The organism is Alcanivorax sp. IL3 (assembly GCF_047495465.1).
GTDB lineage: Bacteria > Pseudomonadota > Gammaproteobacteria > Pseudomonadales > Alcanivoracaceae > Alcanivorax > Alcanivorax jadensis.
Genome location: NZ_CP179931.1, coordinates 723,478 through 745,112, shown reverse-complemented (window position 1 = coordinate 745,112; position 21,635 = coordinate 723,478). Strand labels below are relative to the sequence as shown.

Annotated in this window: 18 protein-coding genes and 2 tRNA genes; 1 reads left to right on the top strand and 19 read right to left on the bottom strand. The window is 58.5% G+C overall.

Annotation, left to right across the window (positions count from 1 at the left end; translation table 11 throughout):
• Positions 1-228: 228 nt before the first annotated feature.
• The 14 genes from rpsO to rlmE all read right to left on the bottom strand — a co-directional run bounded on the left by rpsO (position 229) and on the right by rlmE (position 13,815).
• On the bottom strand, positions 229-498 hold the full coding sequence (rpsO, locus tag ACMG4M_RS03460; protein ID WP_035248417.1) for a 30S ribosomal protein S15: 270 nt from the start codon (positions 496-498) through the stop codon (positions 229-231).
• Positions 499-575: 77 nt separating this feature from the next.
• Complete coding sequence (gene truB / locus ACMG4M_RS03455) at positions 576-1,493, bottom strand: tRNA pseudouridine(55) synthase TruB (protein WP_414430721.1); 918 nt, start codon at positions 1,491-1,493, stop codon at positions 576-578.
• Between the two features lie 17 nt (positions 1,494-1,510).
• On the bottom strand, positions 1,511-1,921 hold the full coding sequence (gene rbfA / locus ACMG4M_RS03450; RefSeq protein ID WP_035248414.1) for a 30S ribosome-binding factor RbfA: 411 nt from the start codon (positions 1,919-1,921) through the stop codon (positions 1,511-1,513).
• Positions 1,922-1,940: 19 nt separating this feature from the next.
• Positions 1,941-4,631, bottom strand: coding sequence for a translation initiation factor IF-2 (gene infB / locus ACMG4M_RS03445; protein WP_035248413.1), 2,691 nt, complete (start codon positions 4,629-4,631; stop codon positions 1,941-1,943).
• A 221-nt stretch (positions 4,632-4,852) separates the two neighbouring features.
• On the bottom strand, positions 4,853-6,361 hold the full coding sequence (nusA, locus tag ACMG4M_RS03440; RefSeq protein ID WP_035248412.1) for a transcription termination factor NusA: 1,509 nt from the start codon (positions 6,359-6,361) through the stop codon (positions 4,853-4,855).
• Positions 6,362-6,400: 39 nt separating this feature from the next.
• Positions 6,401-6,856 (bottom strand): ribosome maturation factor RimP, encoded by a 456-nt coding sequence (gene rimP, locus ACMG4M_RS03435; protein WP_272998130.1) that lies wholly within the window; start codon positions 6,854-6,856, stop codon positions 6,401-6,403.
• A 173-nt stretch (positions 6,857-7,029) separates the two neighbouring features.
• Positions 7,030-7,106, bottom strand: a tRNA-Met gene (locus tag ACMG4M_RS03430).
• 427 nt (positions 7,107-7,533) lie between these two features.
• Positions 7,534-7,619 (bottom strand) — tRNA-Leu (locus tag ACMG4M_RS03425).
• Positions 7,620-7,633: 14 nt separating this feature from the next.
• Positions 7,634-8,080: a preprotein translocase subunit SecG gene (secG, locus tag ACMG4M_RS03420; protein ID WP_052042878.1), complete on the bottom strand. Its 447-nt coding sequence runs from the start codon at positions 8,078-8,080 to the stop codon at positions 7,634-7,636.
• A 10-nt stretch (positions 8,081-8,090) separates the two neighbouring features.
• Positions 8,091-8,837 (bottom strand): triose-phosphate isomerase, encoded by a 747-nt coding sequence (gene tpiA, locus ACMG4M_RS03415; protein ID WP_035248410.1) that lies wholly within the window; start codon positions 8,835-8,837, stop codon positions 8,091-8,093.
• A gap of 88 nt (positions 8,838-8,925) precedes the next feature.
• A complete protein-coding gene (glmM, locus tag ACMG4M_RS03410) occupies positions 8,926-10,260 on the bottom strand; it encodes a phosphoglucosamine mutase (RefSeq protein WP_414430720.1) in 1,335 nt (444 codons plus the stop codon).
• Positions 10,261-10,277: 17 nt separating this feature from the next.
• Positions 10,278-11,132: a dihydropteroate synthase gene (folP, locus tag ACMG4M_RS03405; RefSeq protein WP_414430719.1), complete on the bottom strand. Its 855-nt coding sequence runs from the start codon at positions 11,130-11,132 to the stop codon at positions 10,278-10,280.
• A 12-nt stretch (positions 11,133-11,144) separates the two neighbouring features.
• The gene (gene ftsH / locus ACMG4M_RS03400) at positions 11,145-13,052 is read right to left on the bottom strand and encodes an ATP-dependent zinc metalloprotease FtsH (protein WP_198030663.1); all 1,908 of its coding nucleotides are present in this window, start codon (positions 13,050-13,052) and stop codon (positions 11,145-11,147) included.
• Positions 13,053-13,188: 136 nt separating this feature from the next.
• Positions 13,189-13,815, bottom strand: coding sequence for a 23S rRNA (uridine(2552)-2'-O)-methyltransferase RlmE (rlmE, locus tag ACMG4M_RS03395; protein WP_335627395.1), 627 nt, complete (start codon positions 13,813-13,815; stop codon positions 13,189-13,191).
• A gap of 157 nt (positions 13,816-13,972) precedes the next feature.
• Between rlmE and ACMG4M_RS03390 the strand changes: the two genes are divergently transcribed.
• On the top strand, positions 13,973-14,287 hold the full coding sequence (locus tag ACMG4M_RS03390) for a YhbY family RNA-binding protein (protein WP_035248405.1): 315 nt from the start codon (positions 13,973-13,975) through the stop codon (positions 14,285-14,287).
• Between the two features lie 75 nt (positions 14,288-14,362).
• Here the strand turns inward: ACMG4M_RS03390 and greA are convergent, their stop codons facing one another.
• The 5 genes from greA to ACMG4M_RS03365 form a co-directional block, all read right to left on the bottom strand.
• Positions 14,363-14,839 carry a transcription elongation factor GreA gene (gene greA / locus ACMG4M_RS03385; RefSeq protein ID WP_035248404.1) on the bottom strand — a complete coding sequence of 159 codons (477 nt, stop codon included), beginning with the start codon at positions 14,837-14,839 and terminating at the stop codon, positions 14,363-14,365.
• Between the two features lie 66 nt (positions 14,840-14,905).
• Positions 14,906-18,124 carry a carbamoyl-phosphate synthase large subunit gene (gene carB, locus ACMG4M_RS03380; RefSeq protein ID WP_035248403.1) on the bottom strand — a complete coding sequence of 1,073 codons (3,219 nt, stop codon included), beginning with the start codon at positions 18,122-18,124 and terminating at the stop codon, positions 14,906-14,908.
• 66 nt (positions 18,125-18,190) lie between these two features.
• Positions 18,191-19,324: a glutamine-hydrolyzing carbamoyl-phosphate synthase small subunit gene (gene carA, locus ACMG4M_RS03375; RefSeq protein ID WP_272997984.1), complete on the bottom strand. Its 1,134-nt coding sequence runs from the start codon at positions 19,322-19,324 to the stop codon at positions 18,191-18,193.
• Positions 19,325-19,523: 199 nt separating this feature from the next.
• Entirely contained in the window at positions 19,524-20,351 is an 828-nt protein-coding gene (gene dapB / locus ACMG4M_RS03370) for a 4-hydroxy-tetrahydrodipicolinate reductase (RefSeq protein ID WP_272997982.1), read from the bottom strand.
• 71 nt (positions 20,352-20,422) lie between these two features.
• Positions 20,423-21,583, bottom strand: a complete 1,161-nt coding sequence (locus ACMG4M_RS03365; protein ID WP_232222086.1) for a hypothetical protein — start codon at positions 21,581-21,583, stop codon at positions 20,423-20,425.
• Positions 21,584-21,635: the final 52 nt, after the last annotated feature.

The window sequence follows — 21,635 nt, the reverse complement described above, 5'->3', positions numbered from 1 at the left end:
CTTCACGACAATCTTCGAGGCCCATGCCTCTGATAACAATTCATCTTTTGCCCGGGCATCATAGCCCGCCAGGGCGCCTGGCCCAACCGTAAATTAGCCAACAGATACGCCCGAAGCCCTTAGCCAGCGGTATTCCGAACGTGATCTCCAGCCATTTTCCACAGGCCAGAAACAACAGAAGCCCGGCGACTGCCGAGCTTCTGTTGTGGTTACCCGATCTGCGGTCTTTTAACGACGCAGACCCAGCTTTTCGATCAGCTGCAGGTAACGGGTGCGGTCTTTCTTGGCCAGGTAGTCCAGCAGCTTACGACGCTGGTTTACCATGCGGATCAGGCCGCGACGGCTGTGGTGATCCTTCTTGTGACCCTTGAAGTGGTCCTGCAGGCCATTGATATTGGCACTCAGCAGAGCAACCTGTACTTCCGGGGACCCGGTATCGCCTTCTTTCTGGCCGTGCTCTTTCAGGATTTCCGCTTTCTGTTCAGTGGTTAACGCCATGCTATTTCTCCAATATGCTCAATAAAAAGACGCGGTCAGCCATGCATATTTATAGCTGCCGTCTGTGGATGGGCGTCTCAGCCCGATACCAGTCGACGAGGGGCAATCCGCCCGTCTTCCAGCACTTCACCGACACCCAGAAATTCTTCACTGGATGCCAGGTAAATACTTACCCAACCGTCCGCAGGACGGTCTGAGGTCATCACTGGCTGACCCTGCTGCAGGTAATAGGCAGCATTGTCACCCAGCTCAATGCGCGGCCAGTCTGCCACGCTGGTGGATAAAGGCAAGAGCAGCTCGTCGATTGCTTCGAAGCCGCCGGTTTCCTTGATCTTGCCCAGTTGTTCCAGGGTCAGCATGCGCTCCGCCGGATAGGGACCGGCAGACAGACGGCGCAGGGCGGTGACATGGCCGCCACAACCCAGCTTCTCACCGGTATCTTCCACCAGCGAACGCACATAGGTGCCTTTGGAACAATCCACTTCGAATTCCAGCTCATCGCCTTCGATACGCAAAATGCGAAGATCATAAATCGTTACCGGGCGCGGTTTACGCTCCACGGTCTTGCCTTCACGGGCCAGTTTGTAAAGCGGCACACCCTGGTGCTTGATCGCCGAATACATGCTTGGCACCTGTTCGATATCCCCCTTGAAGGACATCAGGGCGTCTTCAATCTGTGCAGGCGTCGCCGTCACCGCTGTGGTGCTGACCACATCACCGTCCGCATCGCCGGTTTCGGTAATCACTCCCAGCTTGGCGGTGACCCGATAGCTTTTGTCCGACTCCAGCAGGAACTGGCTGAATTTGGTGGCCTCACCAAAACAGATCGGCAACATGCCGGTGGCCAACGGATCCAGGCTGCCGGTGTGACCGGCCTTGGCCGCCGCAAACATTTTCTTGACCATTTGCAGGGCGCCATTACTGCTGACACCACCGACTTTATCCAACAACAGGATGCCGTTGACGTTACGGCCACGAGGACGACGTTTTGCCACCTGACAGCTCCGCTACACTAATCGTTTTCGGTTTCGTCGTTGTCCGGACGCAATTCCCGGTCTTCCGCGCGGGCTTCATCAATCAGCTGTGACAGATGTGCCGCCCTTTCCGGGGTCATGTCGTAATGGAAACGCAATTTGGGGGTGGTGCGGGTGTTGAGGCTCTGAGCCAGGCTGCTGCGCAGGAAGCCACTGGCTTTTACCAGTACTTCCTCCGCCTCGGCGCCTTCTTCCTCGCCCTTGCCCAGCAGTGTGAAGTACACGTCGGCAAAGGACAGATCCCGGGACACCGTTACATCCTGGATGGTGGCCAGATTTACCCGCGGGTCTTTCATTTCAAACTGCAGTAACCGCGACAGCTCACGCTGTATCTGATCGGCAATCCGGTCGGTACGGTTAAAGCCCTGCGGGCGACGATGACGGCTCATGGCTAACGGGGCACGCTCCTTACAGGAAGCGCGCCACCTCCTTCACTTCAAAGACTTCGATCTTGTCACCGGCTTTCACGTCGTTGTAGCTCTTCACAGCGATACCACACTCCATGCCGTTGCGTACTTCCTGGACATCGTCCTTGAAGCGACGCAGCGATTCGAGCTCGCCTTCGAAGACCACGACATCATCGCGCAACACGCGGATCGGACGATTGCGGTACAAGGTACCCTCGATGACCATACAGCCGGCAACGGCACCGAACTTGGAAGAACGGAACACGTCGCGAACCTGGGCGGTACCAAGGATCTCTTCGCGCTTCTCTGGTGCCAGCAGACCACTCATGGCCGACTTGACGTCGTCGATCAGTTCGTAGATCACGCTGTAGTAACGCAGATCCAAGCCTTCCTGTTCGCACAGTTTCTTGGCCTTCGAATCAGCACGGACGTTGAAGCCCAGCAGTACGCCTTCACTGGTCATGGCCAGATTGACGTCGGATTCGTTGATCGCACCTACGCCGGCAGATACCAGGTTCACCTTCACTTCATCGGTGCCCAGATCATGCAGGGCGCCAGTGAGCGCTTCCAGGGAGCCGCGTACATCGGTCTTGAGGACGATGTTGACGGTCTTGGTTTCTGCGCTGCCCATGTTCTCAAACAGGTTCTCCAGTTTGGAGGCCTGCTGACGCTTGAGTTTCAGGTCGCGATCACGCTCCTGACGGAATTCAGCCACTTCACGGGCCTTCTTCTCGTCGGGCACCACCTGCACCTGTTCACCTGCTTCCGGGGCACCATCCAGACCCAGTACTTCCACCGGGATGGAAGGACCGGCGGTTTTGATGGGCTTGCCGTTCTCGTCGACCATAGCTCGTACGCGGCCGAAGTGAGCGCCAGCCAGCAGCATGTCACCGATATTCAACTGACCCGCCTGGATCAGAATGGAAGCAACGGTACCGCGGCCTTTTTCAATACGCGATTCAATCACTACGCCAGTGGCAGAGCCCGTGGACGGTGCTTTCAGTTCCAGCAGCTCGGACTGCAGCAGGATGGCATCAAGCAGATCATCTACACCCTGCCCGGAATGTGCAGACACGTTGATGAACTGATATTCACCGCCCCACTCTTCCGGGATCACATCCTTGGTGGCCAGCTCATTGCGAACACGATCCGGGTCCGCCTGCTCTTTATCAATCTTGTTCACGGCGATGATGATCGGCGCACCGGACGCTTTGGCGTGGTCGATCGCCTCGGCGGTTTGCGGCATCACACCATCGTCAGCAGCAACCACGATCACCACGATATCCGTAGCCTTGGCACCGCGGGCACGCATGGCCGTAAAGGCTGCGTGGCCCGGAGTATCCAGGAAGGTGATCATGCCCTTCTCGTGCTCTACATGGTAGGCACCGATATGCTGAGTAATACCACCGGCTTCGCCGTCGGCAACCTTGGCCTTGCGGATGTAATCCAGCAGGGAGGTCTTGCCGTGATCCACGTGGCCCATAATGGTCACCACTGGAGCGCGATCATTCAAATCCCCCTCATCACGGTTAACAACCATGCCGGCCAGGTGATCTTCAAGAACTTCTTCCTGCCCTTTGCTGGCAACGGGCTTGTGACCCATTTCTTCTACCAGAAGGAATGCGGTCTCTTGATCAATAAACTGATTGACCGTCGCCATTTCACCCATCTTCATCATGGCCTTGATCAATTGCTTGGCCTTGATGTTCATGCGCTGGGCCAGATCGCCCACGGTAATGGTTTCCGGTACTTCGACTTCGTAGATTTTCTTCTCCGTCGGGGTTTTAAAGCCGTGCTGCTTATTCATGGAGCTCTTCATCTGGCCGTGAGCCACGCCAGCTGATTTCGGCTTGCGACGACGGCGGCGAGATTGGCGCTCTTCACGCTGATAGCTGGCTTCCTGCGCGGCAACAACAATGGAAGACCCTTTGTCTTCCTCTTCCTCAGGCTTTTTCTCTTCCTGATCGCCACGTTTTTCCAGCTCCGCCGCGATACGGGCAGCTTCTTCAGCGGTACGACGAGCAGCTTCCTCTTCCGCTTTCTTGCGGGTTTCGGCTTCCTGTTTGCGCTTGGCTTCATCGGCTTCACGCTGCTTGCGTTCGGCTTCTTCGCGCTTGGCTTTTTCTTCAGCCGTTTCTGCCTTGGCAGGCTTTTTGGCGGCCGCTGTCTTCGGCACGGAGACACGCTTGGTCTTCTCTTCTGCCGCCTTTTCGCCTGCAGCCTTGCGCTCGGCTTCCGCACGGGCCTTGGCGTCTTCTTCTTTCTTGCTGGCCGCTTCTTCAGCCTGACGCTTGGCAACTTCTTCAGCCTGGCGCTGCTCTTCTTCCGCCAGACGCGCAGCCTCTTCGGCCGCCTTGCGTTCGGCTTCCTCGCGTTCCTGCTCTTCAAGCGTCTCGCGCTTCACGTAGGTGCGCTTCTTGCGCACTTCCACGTTTACGGTCTTCGATTTGCCCGCCGCACCGGTAGTCTTGATGGTGCTGGTGGACTTGCGCTTGAGGGTAATCTTCTTGGCTTCGGTATCCGCGGCACCATGGGACTTGCGCAGATGAGCCAGCAGCTGCTGCTTCTGCTCATCGGAGACCACTTCGCTGGCATCGCCATGGGGTAATCCGGCGTCTTTCATCTGCATAAGCAGCTTCTCGACGGGAGTCCCTACGATGTCGGCCAGTTTCTTTACGGTCGTTTCTGCCATGTCAGCAACACTCTCCTGTCCGTCTCTAGCAGGCTATTGAAAATAGCCTGGGCCATTGCCCTTTGGGCGAATGACCGCACTGCCCGGCACATTCCGGTCAGCGCATTGTGTGCTTATCTTTGCGGACCGTACCGCGAAGATAGCTTGAAAAGCACCTTGTGGCCTTTTCAACACCCTGCTGTTGGTGCCCGCGTCTAATCCGCCAGAACTAATAAAGGCTGTCAGGCTCCGGCTTCGCCTTCATCGGCGAACCAGGGAGCCCGGGCTGTCATGATCAACTCGGCGGCACGCTCTTCGCTCATGCCACTGATTTCCATCAGATCATCCACCGCCTGTTCGGCCAGGTCTTCCATAGTGGCGATGCCACGGGACGCCAGCTCCACCGCCAGGTCACGATCCATGCCATCCATGTTGAGAAGATCTTCAGCAGGCTCGGCCAGTTCAAATCTCTCTTCGGATACCAGTGCTTTGGTCAGCAGGACATCCTTGGCACGCTGACGCAGTGCTTCGACAATATCTTCATCGAAACCGTCGATAGCGAGCATCTCTTCTTCAGGCACATAGGCCACTTCTTCCAGGGTGGTAAAGCCTTCATCCACCAGAATGCCGGCCACATCCTCATCCACGTCCAGTTCTTTCATGAACGTTTCCAGGGCCTGGGCGGCTTCCTCTTCCTGCTTGTTCTGGGCATCGTCAAGAGTCATGACGTTGAGTTCCCAGCCAGTCAGCTCAGAGGCCAGACGGATATTCTGACCACTGCGACCAATGGCCTGGGCCAGGGCGGATTCATCTTCCACCGCAATATCCATGGAATGGCTTTCTTCATCCATTACGATGGAAGCCACTTCCGCCGGCTGCATGGCATTGATCACCAGTTGCGCCGGGTTGTCGTCCCACAGGACGATATCAATACGTTCACCGGCCAGCTCGTTGGAAACGGCCTGGACGCGAGCACCGCGCATACCGACACAAGCGCCAACCGGATCAATACGCTGGTCGTTGCTTTTCACGGCGATCTTGGCGCGCGAGCCGGGATCACGGGCTGCGCCCTTGATCTCGATCAGCTCTTCACCGATTTCCGGCACTTCAATCTTGAACAGCTCAACCAGCATGTCCGGGCAGGCACGGCTTGCAAACAGCTGTGGGCCACGATTTTCTTCGTTCACGCCCAGCAAGTAAGCGCGAATCCGGTCATTCTGACGCACCGCTTCGCGGGGAATCATGTGCTCACGGGTGATCAGCGCTTCCGCGTTGCCGCCCAGATCCAGAACGATGGAATCCCGGCTGGCTTTCTTGACGATGCCGCTGATCAGCTCACCAATGCGATCACGATATTCTTCGATGATCTGGCGACGCTCGGCTTCGCGCACTTTCTGCACGATGACCTGCTTGGCTGTCTGGGCACCGATACGACCAAAGGCTTCGGATTCGATTTCCTCTTCCCAGGTGTCGCCGATCTGCAGCGACGTATCCTGTTCATGGGCTTCATCGAGGGTCAGCTGCTTACCGAATTCGTAAAGCTCTTCATCGGGCACCACGTGCCATACGCGGAAGGTGCGAGAATCGCCGGATACCCGGTCGATATCCACGCGAATTTCCACGTCTTCTTCCTTAAAGCGTTTTTTGGTAGCGGCCGCCAGAGCAAGCTCGATGGCCTCGAAAATCACGTCACGGCTGACGCCTTTTTCGTTTGATACGGTTTCCGCTACCAGCAGGATCTCTTTGTTCATGGCCAGGCCTTTACAAAGACAAAGTTCTTCAGGGCGTGCTCAGTCGAAGCGAGGCTGCAACCGGGCACGATCTACCTGACTGTAAGGAATACGCAGGGTGTCGCCATCAAGCTCCACCACCAGCGTTTCGCCATCCACGGCCACAATGGCCGCCGTCATTTTACGCTTGCCAGACACCGGCGCCAGCAACTTCAGCTGAACGTCTTCACCGATGTAGTCGGCATATTGCGCAATATCAAACATGGGCCGATCCATGCCCGGCGAGGACACTTCCAGGTTATATTCGCCGGGAATTGGATCTTCCACATCCAGCACGCCGCTGACTTCGTGACTCACCGCCGCGCAATTATCTACCGAAATACCGTCTTGATGGTCGATATACACACGCAAAACAGCCCCGCGCCCCTGGATATGTTCAATACCCCAAAGCACGAAGCCCAAGTCTTCAACGACCGGAGCCAGCAGCTCCGTTAATTGTTCTACGCGTTTCGACATGTCCTTTCCGACAGTACAAACAAAAAATGGGCCTGGGGACATTACAGTGACTGCAAGGAAGCCATGCAATCGACCGCACATCCACCGCCCATTCCACTGCTGCGGATAACAAAAGGCCCCTGCTAGAGGGGCCTTTTGTCCGCTTTGAACCAGCCTTGACTGATTCCTCTAAGTGGTAGCGGGGGCAGGATTTGAACCTACGACCTTCGGGTTATGAGCCCGACGAGCTACCAGACTGCTCCACCCCGCAATAAAATCGTTGAACCTTTAGCGCCCCTCGGCACTCGATTTACATTCTGGTGAGTGTAAATCTTTTCGATTCCAGCTGGTTGAATCTTGCTAATCCAAGCGTTCAACCCGCCTCAAATATCGAGCGCAAATAGTACTTAGAGGCGCTCACTCTGTCAAGGCAATCGCGAAAAAAACATTTACTTTTCGCTGCCTTAGCACGACCGGGAGCGAACTCCAGACTGCGCCCGCAAACACCATGGCATCTGCGCTGCCGGGACTGCTCTCTGCTGCTCGTCGCCGCAGAAATCAACCGGAAAGCGCCACAAAAAACCACGTTGCGCCATGCCATGGAGCGATGAAAAACCACTTTCATCGCGCCCGATCGGAGAGTTAGCACCACCAGACCGGGTTACACCGAGATCCGCCAGCGGATCTCATTTCCAAATTGGTGCCGAAGGCCGGACTTGAACCGGCACGAGCGAAGCTCACTACCCCCTCAAGATAGCGTGTCTACCAATTCCACCACTTCGGCAAAGAACGCTTTCGTTACTGCTCCGACTGAGGCACTTCAGCCGGGGCCGGGGATTCTACCCCAGCTTGCGGCACATCTGAAACCTCTTTTTGTGCCTGAGCATCATCGGATGCAACCGGCACTTCAGACATGGTCGCTGGCACGTCGGAATCCGCCGGAGCAGCCGGCACATCATCTTCCTGCTGCTCGAGGGTTTCCAGTTCCGGCAGGAAACTGCGCACGCCCTCAGCTTCCTGACGAGCCATCCAGGCCAGTCCCATGCTGGTGATGAAGAACACCACCGCCAGCATCGCCGTGGCGCGAGTCAGAAAGTTAGCCGACCCGGCACTGCCAAATACAGTCTGGGAACCGCCACCACCGAAAGAAGCGCCGGCATCGGCACCCTTACCGTGCTGGATCAGCACCAGCCCAATCAGGCCAAGGGCCGCCAGCACATGCACTACATGAACAACAATATCCATAATGACTCTATTATTCCGCCGCCTGACAGATAGCAATAAAACTGTCGGCTGTTAACGATGCCCCGCCTATCAGACCCCCATCGATGTCTGACTGGGCAAACAGAAGGGCGGCATTATCCGCCTTTACACTGCCGCCGTAAAGCAAGCACAGCGATTCAGCGATATCCTTATCGTTTTGGGCCAGAGACTTCCGCAGGGAAGCATGTACTTCCTGGGCCTGTTCCGGGCTGGCGGTTCTGCCGGTGCCGATAGCCCATACCGGCTCATACGCCACTACCGCTCTGTCGAAAGCGGCAATACCCACCGCATCCACGACGGCCTGCAGCTGCCCGCACACCACGGCTTCGGTATCACCAGCCTCACGCTCTTCAAGGGTTTCACCCACACAGAGGATTGGCACAAGGCCGGCAGCCTGAGCCCGGGAAAACTTGGCGGCGATCAGCGCATCAGTCTCTTCATACAGCGCGCGACGCTCGGAGTGGCCAATAATCACGTAGCCACAACCCACCTCCGCCAGCATCGGAGCGGACACCTCCCCGGTGAAAGCACCATCATCCTGATCGCTCAGATTCTGCCCGCCCACACCAATGGTCGCCGGCAAAACGGATCTCGCCGCTGCCAGATAAGGATAAGGCGGACAGATCACCACCTCCGCCGCACCGTCATAGCCAGCCAAAACTTGCGCCATCTCGGCTAGCAAATCCTGCCGTCCGTTCATTTTCCAGTTGCCGGCAACCAGCGGTGTTCTTGATTTCATCTGTTATTCCTTGGATATAAAAATGCCTGACGCCTGACGGAGTATGACGTTTGCCATCCCCACGTCCGGCGCCAGGCAGCCAGCGTTATCAGGCAATCGCCTTTTCCACCACATCGGCCAGTTCCCGGCACAGGCTAGCCACCTGATCCGCATCCTTGCCCTCGATCATCACCCGCACCAGTGGCTCGGTACCGGAGGGCCGCAGCAGAATCCGGCCATTGCCGCCCAGCTTGTCTTCCACGCCTGCCATGGCAGCCTTCACTTCTGCCTTATCCATAAAACCGTCACGGCTGGAGCCGCGCACATTGATCATGGTCTGCGGCAACAACGCTACATCCGCCACTGCATCCGCCAGACTCTGGTCACGGCGGGATAGCGCCGCCAGCACCTGCAGGGCAGAGACTGTGCCATCGCCGGTAGAGGTACAATCGAGACAGACCAGATGGCCTGAGGATTCGCCGCCGATCAGCCAGCCACGTTGATCGAGCTGCTCCATCACATAGCGGTCACCCACCTTGGCGCGAACGAACTCGATACCCTGCGCCTGCAGTGCCAGCTCCAAACCGAAGTTAGACATCAGGGTGCCGACCACACCGGGCATGTCCGCCCCGCTTTCCTTGCGATCCCGGGCCACCACGAACAGCAGCTGGTCACCATCCACCAGCCTGCCAGTATGATCGACCATGATCAGCCGGTCCGCATCACCGTCCAGGGCAACCCCCAGATCCGCCTTTTCGTCCAGTACTCGCTGCTGCAGCTTTTCCGGATGGGTGGAACCACAATCACGGTTGATATTGAAACCGTCCGGAGTATTGGCCATGGCCACCACTTCGGCCCCCAGCTCCTCGAACACATCCGGCGCGATGTGGTACGCCGCGCCGTTGGCGGTATCGACCACGATCTTCATGCCACTCAGATTCAGACCCGGCACGGTGCTCTTGCAGAATTCGATATAACGGCCACGGGCATCATCGATGCGACGTACCTTGCCGATCTGGTCAGTGGCGACCACGGACATGTCTTCGTCCAGCAGGCGCTCGATTTCCAGCTCAATCTCATCATTGAGCTTGCGCCCATCCGCCCCGAAGAATTTGATGCCATTATCGGTATAGGCATTATGAGAAGCGGAAATAACGATCCCGGCCTGGGCCGACAGAGTGCGGGTCAGGTAGGCAATACCCGGTGTTGGCAGGGGCCCGAGCAGGCGCACATCGACACCGGCGGCAGAAATGCCGGCCTCCAGGGCCGATTCAAACATGTAGCCGGAGATACGGGTGTCTTTGCCGATCAGAATCTTGCTGCCACCATGGGCGGCAAGCACCTTGCCGGCTGCCCAGCCCAGCTTGAGCACGAAATCCGGGGTAATGGGGAATTCCCCCACCGTGCCTCGCACGCCATCCGTCCCGAAATACTTACGCGCCATGACTACTCCTTGTGCGGTTATTTTATACGATGACTGTCGCCTGACTGCCTCACGGCGTGGGCGAAACGCACCACATCCACGGTTTCCCTCACATCATGGGCACGGACAATCTTTGCTCCGCGTTCAATACAGATGGCCGCCGCCGCCAGACTGGCCGGCAATCGCTCACTCACGTCCCGGTCCAGCAGCTTGCCAAACAAGGACTTGCGCGAAATACCAATCAGGACCGGCAGCGCCAGTTCCTGCAACGCGGCCATTTCATTCATTAAGGTAAGATTGTGCGCCACGGTCTTGGCAAAGCCAAAGCCCGGATCGACAAGAAGTCGCTCACGGGGAATGCCAACCTGCTCGCAGGCGGCGACACGCTGACGCAGAAAATCGATCACGTCGGCGGTAACATCCCCATAACGGGGATCATCCTGCATGTTGCCGGGCTCACCCTGCATATGCATCAGACAGACCGGTAATTCGCTGGCTGCCGCAGCCTCCAGGGCGCCGGGGCGGCGCAGGGCGCGCACATCATTGATCATGCCGGCACCGGCAGCAGCAGCATCACGGATCACTGCCGCCGTGCTGGTATCCACGGACACCAGGGCGCCGAGCTCGCCCGTCAGCGCCTCCACCACCGGGACCACCCGGTCCAGCTCCTGCTGTTCGGAAACCGGCGCTGCGCCGGGGCGTGTAGACTCGCCACCCACATCAATGATGGCCGCCCCGTCCACCAGCATCTGCTCGGCTTGGCGCAGGGCGGCATCCCGCTCGGTAAAGCGGCCACCATCGGAAAAGGAGTCAGGGGTTACGTTGAGTATCCCCATAACGACAGGCGCGGACAGGTTTAGTGTCCGCGCCCCACAGGTCAGCGTTTCAATCATGGATCAGAGGGATCAATGGGTATTGGCGGGTCCGCCGATGGCATCATCGCCCGGCTCCTTGTCACCGCTGGCAGCGGTACCATTCCCTGGCCCCTGATCACGCCAGTCTTTCGGCGGGCGCGGCTTATGGCCGGTCATAATGTCCTCGATCTGGTTGGCGTCGATGGTTTCGTACTGCATCAACGCTTCCGCCATCAGATCCAGCTTGTCTCGGTTGTCCTCAAGAATCTGCTTGGCGCGACCATAGCAGCTGTCGATGATCGCCCGCACTTCACGGTCAATTTCTTCGGCGGTCTGCTCGGACATGCTCTTGCGCTGGGACATCTGTTTGCCCAGGAAGACCTCACCCTCTTCTTCCTCGTAGGCCAGCGGCCCCAGCTTCTCGCTCAGACCCCACTTGGTCACCATGGCACGAGCCAGCTTGGTAGCACGCTCGATATCATTGGAGGCACCCGTGGTCACGCCATCAAAGCCCAACGTCATTTCCTCCGCCAGACGCCCGCCGTAGAGCGAACAGATGGAGGATTCCAGACCGCGTTTGGACTGGGAATATCGATCTTCTTCTGGCAAATACATGGTCACACCCAGCGCACGACCGCGCGGAATGATGCTCACCTTGTAGACCGGGTCATGCTCGGGCACCAGACGGCCAACAATGGCGTGACCCGCCTCGTGATAAGCCGTGTTCAGCTTCTCTTTCTCGCTCATGACCATGGAGCGACGTTCCGCGCCCATGAGGATCTTGTCCTTGGCTTTCTCGAACTCCTCCATGGACACCATGCGCTTGTTGGCACGGGCAGCAAACAGCGCCGCTTCGTTGACCAGATTGGCAAGATCGGCACCGGAGAAACCGGGGGTGCCGCGGGCAATCACGCTGGGATCCACGTCTTCAGAGATTGGCACCTGGCGCATGTGAACCTTGAGTACGTGCTCGCGACCACGGATATCCGGCAATGGCACAGTTACCTGGCGGTCGAAACGACCCGGGCGCAGCAGCGCCGGATCCAGCACGTCGGGGCGGTTGGTGGCAGCGATGACGATGATGCCTTCATTGCCATCAAACCCGTCCATTTCCACCAGCAGCTGGTTCAAGGTTTGTTCACGCTCATCGTGGCCGCCACCGACACCGGCGCCACGGGAACGGCCCACCGCATCAATCTCATCGATGAAGATGATGCAGGGAGAATGCTTTTTGGCCTGCTCGAACATGTCACGGACACGGCTGGCACCAACACCCACAAACATTTCCACAAAGTCAGAGCCGGAAATGCTGAAGAAAGGCACCTTGGCCTCCCCCGCAATGGCCTTGGCCAGCAGGGTTTTACCCGTACCGGGCGAACCGACCATCAGCACGCCGCGGGGAATCTTGCCGCCCAGGCGTTGGAATTTGGCCGGATCACGCAGAAACTCGACCAGCTCCTGCACTTCTTCCTTGGCTTCTTCCACCCCTGCCACATCGGCAAAGGTGGTCTTGATCTGGTCTTCGCCGAGCAGCTTGGCCTTGGACTTGCCGAAGGTCATGGGACCGCCGCCGCCTTTACCACCACCCTGCATCTGGCGCATGAAGAAGATGAAGATCGCCAGAATAATCAGGATCGGCAGTACCGACAGGAACAACTGCATCAGGAAGCCCTGACGCTCGGGCTCCACACCTACCACATTCACCTTGTTCTGGATCAGCGTAGGCATCAGGTTGGTATCCAGTGTCGGCGGTTTCACCGTCTTGAACTGGCTGCCATCCTTGTAGGTGCCAGTGATCGCGCTTTCGCCGATCTTGGCTTCCTGCACGTCACCACTCTCCACCCGAGAAATAAAATCCGAGTAGGGGATACTGGTTGAAGCAGGCTGAGTGCTGATGCTGGATGCCACCACGTAAAGTACGCCAGCAATAACCAGCCACAGCACAATATTCTTGGTCATGTCGTTCAAGGGAGACCTCGATCAATTCCGGGCGCTTCACGCGCACACTAACGAACTTACACCTTACACCATTTGCCGAACCCTGCGTAATGCCGGTTCGGACAGCAAAAGCGCCATTTCACGGCTTTTTTACAGCTCATTTCAGACCACTGGCCAGCTGATACACCTCAGTAGAACGGGCACGGCTGGCGGCCGGCTTGCGGCTGACTACCCGGTGAAAACGCTGCAACAGCAGCTGCCGGTACTCATCAAACCCCTCACCCTGGAATACCTTGACCAGAAACTGGCCATCCGGTTCCAGCACCCGCTCGGCCATATCCAGTGCCAGTTCGGCCAGATACATGGCCCGCGGCTGATCCACGCCCTTGTTACCACTCATATTGGGGGCCATGTCGGACATTACAAGGTCTGCCTTGCGATCCCCAAGCGCCGCAAGGATTTGCTCATAGATGGCGTCTTCGCGAAAATCCCCTTCAATAAAGGTCACATCCGGCAGGGCATCCATGGGCAGGATATCGCTGGCGATGACAGTGCCGTGTGAACCCATCAGCCGGCCCGCCACCTGGGACCAGCCACCCGGCGCAGCCCCCAGATCCAGCACTGTCATGCCGGGCCGGAACAGGCGGTCTTTCTCGTTCATCTCCAGCAGTTTGAAACTGGCACGGGAGCGATAACCCTCTGCCTGGGCCTTTGCCACCCACTGGTCGCTGAAATGCTCCTTGAGCCAGGCCTTGCTGGTTTTGGAACGGCTCGATTTCGCCATCAGAGATCACCTCGTCAATCCGCTTTGCCGCTGCCTTGCTTAACGGCTGCTTTTCACCCTGCTAACCCGTAGAATACGCCCATCGCCGGGACAGCCCGGACATTCCCTCATTTTGTGTTGCCCTGCTGGCAACACCCTGCAGCTCTGGAGCCACACCGTGCCGCTATCTCAACAGGACATCAAACGGCTGCGCCGTATTGGCCACCACCTCAAACCCGTACTGATCTTCGGCGGCAAGGGCCTCACCGAGACCTTCGTCGAGGAGCTCAACCTGCGCCTGGAAGACCACGAACTGATCAAGGTGAAGGTCAATGCAGAAACCCGCGATGACCGGGCAGCCATCGTTCAGGCCCTAAGCGACAAAGGCAGCGCCGAGCTGATTCAGCGCATCGGCAACATCGCGCTGCTCTACCGGCCTGCGCAGAAGCCGAACCCGAAATTATCCAACATCCTGCGTTATCAGGACGCGTGAATGCCATCGGCTGATTTCACACAGAGCACATAAAAAAGGCGACGTTTAACGTCGCCTTTTCTTTTGCCTTGCAACTCAGATGTGCTCGACCTTGTCGACCTCATACTCCCGGGTACCACCAGGGGTATCGATCTGCACCACATCCCCTTCTTCACGACCGATCAGACCACGGGCGATGGGGGAATTGACGCTCAGCTTGCCCTGCTTGATGTTGGCTTCATCGTCACCCACGATCTGGTACACCTTCTGTTCGTCGGTATCCACATCGATGATGGTCACGGTAACGCCAAAAATCACCTTGCCGGTATGCGTCAGCTCAGTGATATCAATGATCTGGGCCGCGCCGAGCTTGGACTCGATCTCGTTGATGCGCCCCTCACAAAAACCCTGCTGCTCGCGAGCCGCGTGGTATTCCGCATTTTCCTTCAGATCACCGTGCTCGCGGGCCTCGGCAATGGCTGCGGTAATGCGCGGACGATCTTCTCTTTTCAGCTTTTCCAGCTCTTCGCGCAGGGCCTTTGCACCCTTGGCGGTCATCGGTATGCGTTGCATAGTCATCCTCGTCTAATCCATGAAAACCGCCCGGAGCACTCGGCTCCGAGCGCCCCATGGGACGATTTACTGCATTTGTGCGTGCAAATCCTGCAGGCGCCGAACCGTGGGCTCGCCGCTGATTCCCAGCGCCTGACACACCGCGTGGGCGGCGGTGATTGTGGTGGTGTAAAACACCCGGTGCTGCAGAGCAGAGCGGCGAATCGCAAAGGAATCACGGATCGCCTGCTTGCCCTCAGTGGTGTTCACGATCAGGGCAACCTCGTCGTTCTTGATCATGTCCACAATGTGCGGACGCCCCTCCAGCACCTTGTTGACCACTTTCACATCCAGACCGGCGTCGGCAATTACCTTGGCGGTACCGCGAGTGGCCACCAGATTGAAGCCACGCTCGATCAGCATGCGTGCCACCTCGATAGCTGCCGGCTTGTCCACTTCACGCACCGAAATAAAGGCAGTTCCCTTCTCCGGCAGGGCTTCGCCCGCGCCCAGAGACGCCTTGCCAAACGCTTCGGCAAAGGTAGCGCCGACACCCATTACCTCCCCGGTGGATTTCATTTCCGGGCCGAGGATGGGATCTACTTTCGGGAATTTGGCGAACGGGAACACCGCTTCCTTCACGAAGTAATGCTGCGGTTTGATTTCCTGAGTGAAGCCCTGTTCCTTGAGGCTGGTACCCGCCATGCAGCGAGCCGCTACCTTGGCCAGGGACACACCGATGCACTTGGACACGTAAGGCACGGTCCGTGATGCACGGGGATTCACTTCCAGAACATACACCTCGCCGCTCTTGACCGCGAACTGCACATTCATCAAGCCGATCACGCCCAGCTCCAGCGCCATGTCTGCCGCCTGCTGGCGCATCACATTCTGCACCTCTTCACCCAGGGAATACGGCGGCAGGGAACAGGCGGAGTCACCGGAGTGAACACCGGCCTGCTCGATATGTTGCATGATGCCGCCGATAACCACATCGGTGCCGTCACAGACCGCATCCACATCCACTTCGATGGCGTCATCCAGGAAACGGTCCAGCAATACCGGCGAGTCGTTGGACACGGACACCGCGTTCATCATGTAGTTACGCAGCTCGGCCTCGCTGTAAACGATTTCCATGGCGCGACCACCCAGTACATAGGAGGGACGCACTACCAGCGGGTAACCGATTTCTTCCGCCAGACGCACACCGTCTTCCATGGAGCGGGCTGTACGGTTGGGCGGCTGCTTCAGACCAAGCTTGTTAACCATCAGCTGGAAGCGCTCGCGGTCTTCCGCCTCGTCGATGGCATCCGGCGGAGTACCGATAATCGGCACGCCTGCGGCCTGCAGGGCACGCGCCAGTTTCAGCGGCGTCTGGCCACCGTACTGCACGATCACACCCTTGGGCTTTTCCTTGGCGACGATGGCCAGCACGTCTTCCAGCGTCACCGGCTCGAAGTACAGGCGATCAGAGGTATCGTAGTCGGTGGACACGGTTTCCGGGTTACAGTTGACCATGATGGTCTCGTAACCGTCATCCTTCATGGCGAAGGCGGCGTGCACACAGCAGTAATCGAACTCAATGCCCTGACCGATACGGTTGGGGCCACCGCCGATCACCATGATCTTGTCACGGTCGGACGGGTTGGATTCGCACTCTTCGTCATAGCTGGAGTACATGTAGGCGGTATCGGTGGAAAATTCCGCCGCACAGGTGTCCACCCGCTTGTAGATCGGTTGTACGCCGAACTCGTCACGCTTACCGCGCACGTCGGATTCCTTGACGCCCAGCAGCTGTGCCAGGCGAGCATCCGAAAAACCCTTGCGCTTGAGCGCATACAGGCTGTCGCGGGTCAGATCGCTAAAGGTGGTGGCCGCCAGCTGCTGCTCGGTGCGCACCAGGTCTTCGATCTGCACCAGGTACCAGTGATCAATTTTGGTGATATTGAAGATGTCATCCACGGTCATGCCGACACGGAAGGCATCCCCGACAATCCAGATCCGCTCCGGACCCGGAGTGGCCAGCAACTGGGCCACCTGCTCGCGGGCATCCGGTGAAGCCGGATCCACACTGGGATCAAAGCCGACGGAATCGGTTTCCAGGCCACGCAATGCCTTCTGAACGGATTCCTGGAAGTTACGGCCGATGGCCATCACTTCACCCACGGACTTCATCTGGGTGGTCAAGACGGCGTCTGCTTCGGCGAACTTCTCGAAGTTGAAGCGCGGAATCTTGGTAACCACGTAATCGATCGACGGCTCGAAAGAAGCCGGAGTCTTACCGCCGGTAATTTCGTTCTGCAGCTCGTCCAGGGTGTAACCCACCGCCAGCTTGGCGGCCACCTTGGCGATCGGGAAACCGGTGGCCTTGGAGGCCAACGCCGAGGAGCGGCTTACCCGCGGGTTCATTTCGATCACCACCATGCGGCCGTTGTCCGGGTTGACCCCGAACTGCACGTTGGAACCGCCGGTTTCCACACCGATCTCGCGCAGCACCGCCAGAGAGGCGTCGCGCATGATCTGGAACTCTTTATCGGTGAGCGTCTGCGCCGGGGCCACGGTGATGGAGTCACCGGTGTGAACCCCCATGGGATCGAAGTTCTCGATAGAGCAGACGATGATGCAGTTGTCCTTTTTGTCGCGGACCACTTCCATCTCGTACTCTTTCCAGCCCAGCAGGGACTCGTCGATCAACAGCTCGTTGGTGGGCGACAGGTCCAGACCGCGCTGGCAGATTTCTTCGAACTCTTCCCGGTTATAGGCAACACCGCCACCGGAACCGCCCATGGTGAAGCTGGGCCGGATAATGCAGGGAAAGCCCAGATCTTCCAGGGCCGCATTGGCCTCTTCCATGTTGTGGGCGATGGCAGAGCGCGGGCATTCCAGACCGATAGCTTTCATGGCCTGGTCGAAACGATGCCGGTCTTCCGCCTTGTCGATGGCATCCTGGGTGGCGCCGATCATTTCCACACCGAACTCGGCCAGCACGCCGTGCTTGTCCAGATCCAGCGCGCAATTCAGGGCAGTCTGCCCGCCCATGGTGGGCAGCAGGGCGTCCGGACGCTCCTTTTCGATGATCTTGGCCACGGTTTGCCAGGTGATCGGCTCGATGTAGGTCGCATCGGCCATGGCCGGGTCGGTCATGATGGTGGCCGGGTTGGAATTCACCAGGATGACCCGGAACCCCTCTTCACGCAGGGCCTTGCAGGCCTGGGCACCGGAGTAGTCAAACTCACAGGCCTGGCCGATGACAATCGGGCCAGCGCCAATGATGAGAATGCTTTGTATGTCAGTTCTTTTCGGCATAGTTCACTAACCGTCAGACGTAAATGGCTGCATCAGGGACCCGGCGATGCCGGGTCTGGCTCTGGCTTACTGTTGGCTCTTCGCTTCCATCAGTTCGATGAAATGATCGAACAGCGGCGCGCAGTCTCGCGGACCCGGGCTGGCTTCCGGGTGACCCTGGAAGCTGAACGCCGGCACATCGGTGCGATGAATGCCCTGCAAAGTGCCATCAAAGAGGGACACATGAGTGACCTTCAGAGTCTCGGGCAGGGAATCCATATCCACGGCAAAACCATGGTTCTGGCTGGTAATCATCACCGTGTCGTCGGCCAGGGTTTTCACCGGGTGGTTGGCACCGTGGTGGCCCGTGCCCATCTTCATGGTTTTCGCTCCGCTGGCCAGCGCCAGCAGCTGATGACCCAGGCAGATACCGAACACCGGCTTGCCGGTGGCAACGATTTCCTTGATGGCCTCGATGGCGTAGTCACAGGGCTCCGGGTCACCCGGGCCGTTGGACAGGAAGATGCCATCGGGATTCATGGCCAGCACGTCGGCGGCCGGGGTCTGCGCCGGCACCACCGTGAGCTTGCAGCCACGCTCGACCAGCATGCGTAGGATGTTGCGCTTGACGCCGTAATCGTAGGCCACCACATGGAAGCGGCTATCGACGCCCTCAGTGTGACCTTTCTCCAGATCCCAGGTGGACTCGGTCCAGCTATAAGCTTCACTGACGGTGACTTCCTTCGCCAGATCCATGCCTTTCAGGCCCGGGAAGCCCTTGGCAGCTTCCAGTGCCTTGGCCTCATCCAGGTTATCGCCGGCAATGATGCAGCCGTTCTGGGCACCCTTGTCGCGCAGGATGCGAGTCAGGCGGCGGGTATCGATCTCCGCAATGGCCACGATATTGTTATCGCGCAGGTAGTCCGGCAGGGACTGCTGGCTACGCCAGTTACTGACCGTCATGGCCAGATCGCGAATCACCAGGCCGGACGCCCAGATCTGGGCGGACTCTTCGTCCTCGGGCGTCACACCGGTGTTACCAATATGAGGATAGGTCAGGGTCACAATCTGTTTGGCGTAGGAGGGATCCGTCAGGATCTCCTGGTAGCCGGTCATAGCGGTGTTGAACACCACTTCACCCACGGTCTGACCCGTGGCACCGATAGCAACACCCCGAAAGATGCTTCCGTCTTCAAGAGCGAGAATGGCGGGAACCGTCAACGCAACCTCCAGGCTGGTAAGAATATAGGGAGATATGCGGCAGGGCACATTCGCAAAAAAGCGAGATGGATTGCTCCACCTCGCTTTTTCATGAAATTCGTCATCAGTGCCCCGCACGCCCATCACGGGCTGCGCGCTATTTTAGGGCCTCAGCGGGCAAATGTCACCCTTTGCTCGGTGCAACCGACCGCTGGCTTTTTCAGGCCTTGCCCCAGCCGGCGCTTTCACCCGCCAGGCCAAGCACATCCTGCATGTCGAACAATCCCTTGTCGTGGGCGGCCAGCCAGGCCGCAGCCCGCACTGCCCCGCGACCAAAGGCCATACGGCTGGAAGCCTTGTGGGTGATTTCCACCCGCTCGCCGTCTGCGGCAAACATAACGGTGTGATCCCCGACAATATCCCCGGCGCGAATGGTCTCGAAGCCGATGGTCTGGCGATCACGCTCACCGGTACGGCCCTCACGCCCGTAGACGGCGCATTCGTTCAGGTCGCGCCCCAGGGTCTGAGCCACCACTTCCCCCATACGCAGGGCGGTGCCGGACGGCGCATCGATCTTGTGACGGTGATGGGCTTCAATCACCTCGATATCGGCCTCTTCCGCCATCACCCGAGCGGCGGTTTCCAGCAGTTTGAAGCACAGATTCACGCCGATGGAGTAGTTGGGCGCAAAACAGATAGCAATATCTTCGCTGGCGGTCCGCAGGGCGGCCTTCTGGTCGTCATCCAGTCCGGTCGTACCGATCACCAGCTTGGTCCCCGCAGCGCGGCACACCTCCACATTGCGGGCGGTGGCTTCCGGCACAGTGAAATCGATAAACACATCGGCATCCTTGACCACCTTGCCCAGGTCATCCGCCAGCATCACACCACTGACACCCTGACCCACCAGCTCACCGGCATCGGCACCGATCAGGCTGGAACCGGGCACATCCACCGCCGCTGCCAGGGTGGTATCCGGGTTGGCCAGAGTGGCCTCGATCAGAATCCGGCCCATACGACCGGCCGCACCGATAATGCCTACTTTCATGCTACTTCCTTGGAAATGGCACCGTGGCAGGCGCTCTTTGAGCACCACCACGGCAAAACGATTGAAGGCCGCTAGTCTACCAGAAAGGGCGGCCGGGTCACCGCGTAGAGATTGATGTTCTCCTTACGCATGAACTTGCGCCGCTTGCGGTCAAAGCGCTTGAAACTCATGCCACTGTCACGCCAGGCCTGCACTTCCTGCAACCGCTTGCGGGCATAGGCCCGGTCCAGCCACTCCATGGCAAAGCGCGCCGGCATGTCGGCAGCCGCCTGCAATTGCGCCAGCGCCTGATCCGCCGACGCATCCTGATGGGTATAAAGCAGACTGTTGGCGTACTCATAGCGAACAATCGCCAGATCCGGCACCGCCACCAGCGATGCCTCAAAAGGCTGCGTGGCATCCTCACTGTCTGCCGCCAGGGTCAGCCTGCCCGCCGCCTTGCCCACCCGGCGCAGCACATTGGCCTCAAAGGCCGCGCTCAGTGACAGCGCTAACGGATGCTCCGGCTCCACCGCCAGAATCTCGGTGGCCGCATTAATCACCATGGCCGCATAGTTGCGTTGCAGGGTGGCCGGCACCGACTCATCCTCCGCCAAGCGCGCCACCGCATAGCCAAAGCCGAGACGCAGCATGCAGTAATCCGCCGTCAGGCCCTTCTCGCTCGGCAGAATTGACACCTGCTCACCAAACCAGGCCATCTCGTTAATGGCCTCCTGCAGCAGCTGCTGCTTTTGAGTGTGGCTCGGCGCCAGATAAGTGGCATAAATAATCTGCGCTACCAGCCCCGGCACCCGGGCATAGCCGCCATAGCGCTTGCCAAGCTCACGGGCATGGCGGAAGTCCCCACGGAAAAAGGCCTGCCACACCTCCAGCACATTACGGCTGTGCTGCTCCCAATTCTCATCCTGGTAATGCAGATCACGATAAAGGGAAGGGAAACGCTGATAGCGCGCCTCCAGATAGTCCGGCGACGGAAACGGTATCCGCAGGCCCCGCATAAAGTCGGGCCAGGACTGGCGAATGTCATCATAGGTGTAGGTATAGGAAGACGCCTCAAACGGCGCCGGCACCCAGGGCGTGTCCAGCACCTGCGCATCCAGCTCCAACGGCGCCTTCTGGGCAAAAGTGGCACGTGCCCGCTCGTGAGCCTGATCCACAGGCCCCGCATATAAAGAAAGGGGAAGACAACACAACATACCCCCCAGCATCCCTGCCAGTCGCCGCGTGGTCATGATTACCTCTGTTATTGTTGTTTTTATGCACAATATCGCAGACGATGTTAAA

What these genes read in the sequence shown, in the direction of transcription:
- rpsO (WP_035248417.1), bottom strand. Translation starts at nt 498, where the DNA reads ATGGCGTTAACCACTGAACAGAAAGCGGAAATCCTGAAAGAGCACGGC.
- dapB (WP_272997982.1), bottom strand. Translation starts at nt 20,351, where the DNA reads ATGAAAGTAGGCATTATCGGTGCGGCCGGTCGTATGGGCCGGATTCTG.
- rlmE (WP_335627395.1), bottom strand. Translation starts at nt 13,815, where the DNA reads ATGGCGAAATCGAGCCGTTCCAAAACCAGCAAGGCCTGGCTCAAGGAG.
- glmM (WP_414430720.1), bottom strand. Translation starts at nt 10,260, where the DNA reads ATGGCGCGTAAGTATTTCGGGACGGATGGCGTGCGAGGCACGGTGGGG.
- ACMG4M_RS03365 (WP_232222086.1), bottom strand. Translation starts at nt 21,583, where the DNA reads ATGACCACGCGGCGACTGGCAGGGATGCTGGGGGGTATGTTGTGTTGT.
- rimP (WP_272998130.1), bottom strand. Translation starts at nt 6,856, where the DNA reads ATGTCGAAACGCGTAGAACAATTAACGGAGCTGCTGGCTCCGGTCGTT.
- secG (WP_052042878.1), bottom strand. Translation starts at nt 8,080, where the DNA reads ATGGATATTGTTGTTCATGTAGTGCATGTGCTGGCGGCCCTTGGCCTG.
- greA (WP_035248404.1), bottom strand. Translation starts at nt 14,839, where the DNA reads ATGCAACGCATACCGATGACCGCCAAGGGTGCAAAGGCCCTGCGCGAA.
- carB (WP_035248403.1), bottom strand. Translation starts at nt 18,124, where the DNA reads ATGCCGAAAAGAACTGACATACAAAGCATTCTCATCATTGGCGCTGGC.
- infB (WP_035248413.1), bottom strand. Translation starts at nt 4,631, where the DNA reads ATGGCAGAAACGACCGTAAAGAAACTGGCCGACATCGTAGGGACTCCC.
- rbfA (WP_035248414.1), bottom strand. Translation starts at nt 1,921, where the DNA reads ATGAGCCGTCATCGTCGCCCGCAGGGCTTTAACCGTACCGACCGGATT.
- tpiA (WP_035248410.1), bottom strand. Translation starts at nt 8,837, where the DNA reads ATGAAATCAAGAACACCGCTGGTTGCCGGCAACTGGAAAATGAACGGA.
- ftsH (WP_198030663.1), bottom strand. Translation starts at nt 13,052, where the DNA reads ATGACCAAGAATATTGTGCTGTGGCTGGTTATTGCTGGCGTACTTTAC.
- nusA (WP_035248412.1), bottom strand. Translation starts at nt 6,361, where the DNA reads ATGAACAAAGAGATCCTGCTGGTAGCGGAAACCGTATCAAACGAAAAA.
- folP (WP_414430719.1), bottom strand. Translation starts at nt 11,132, where the DNA reads ATGATTGAAACGCTGACCTGTGGGGCGCGGACACTAAACCTGTCCGCG.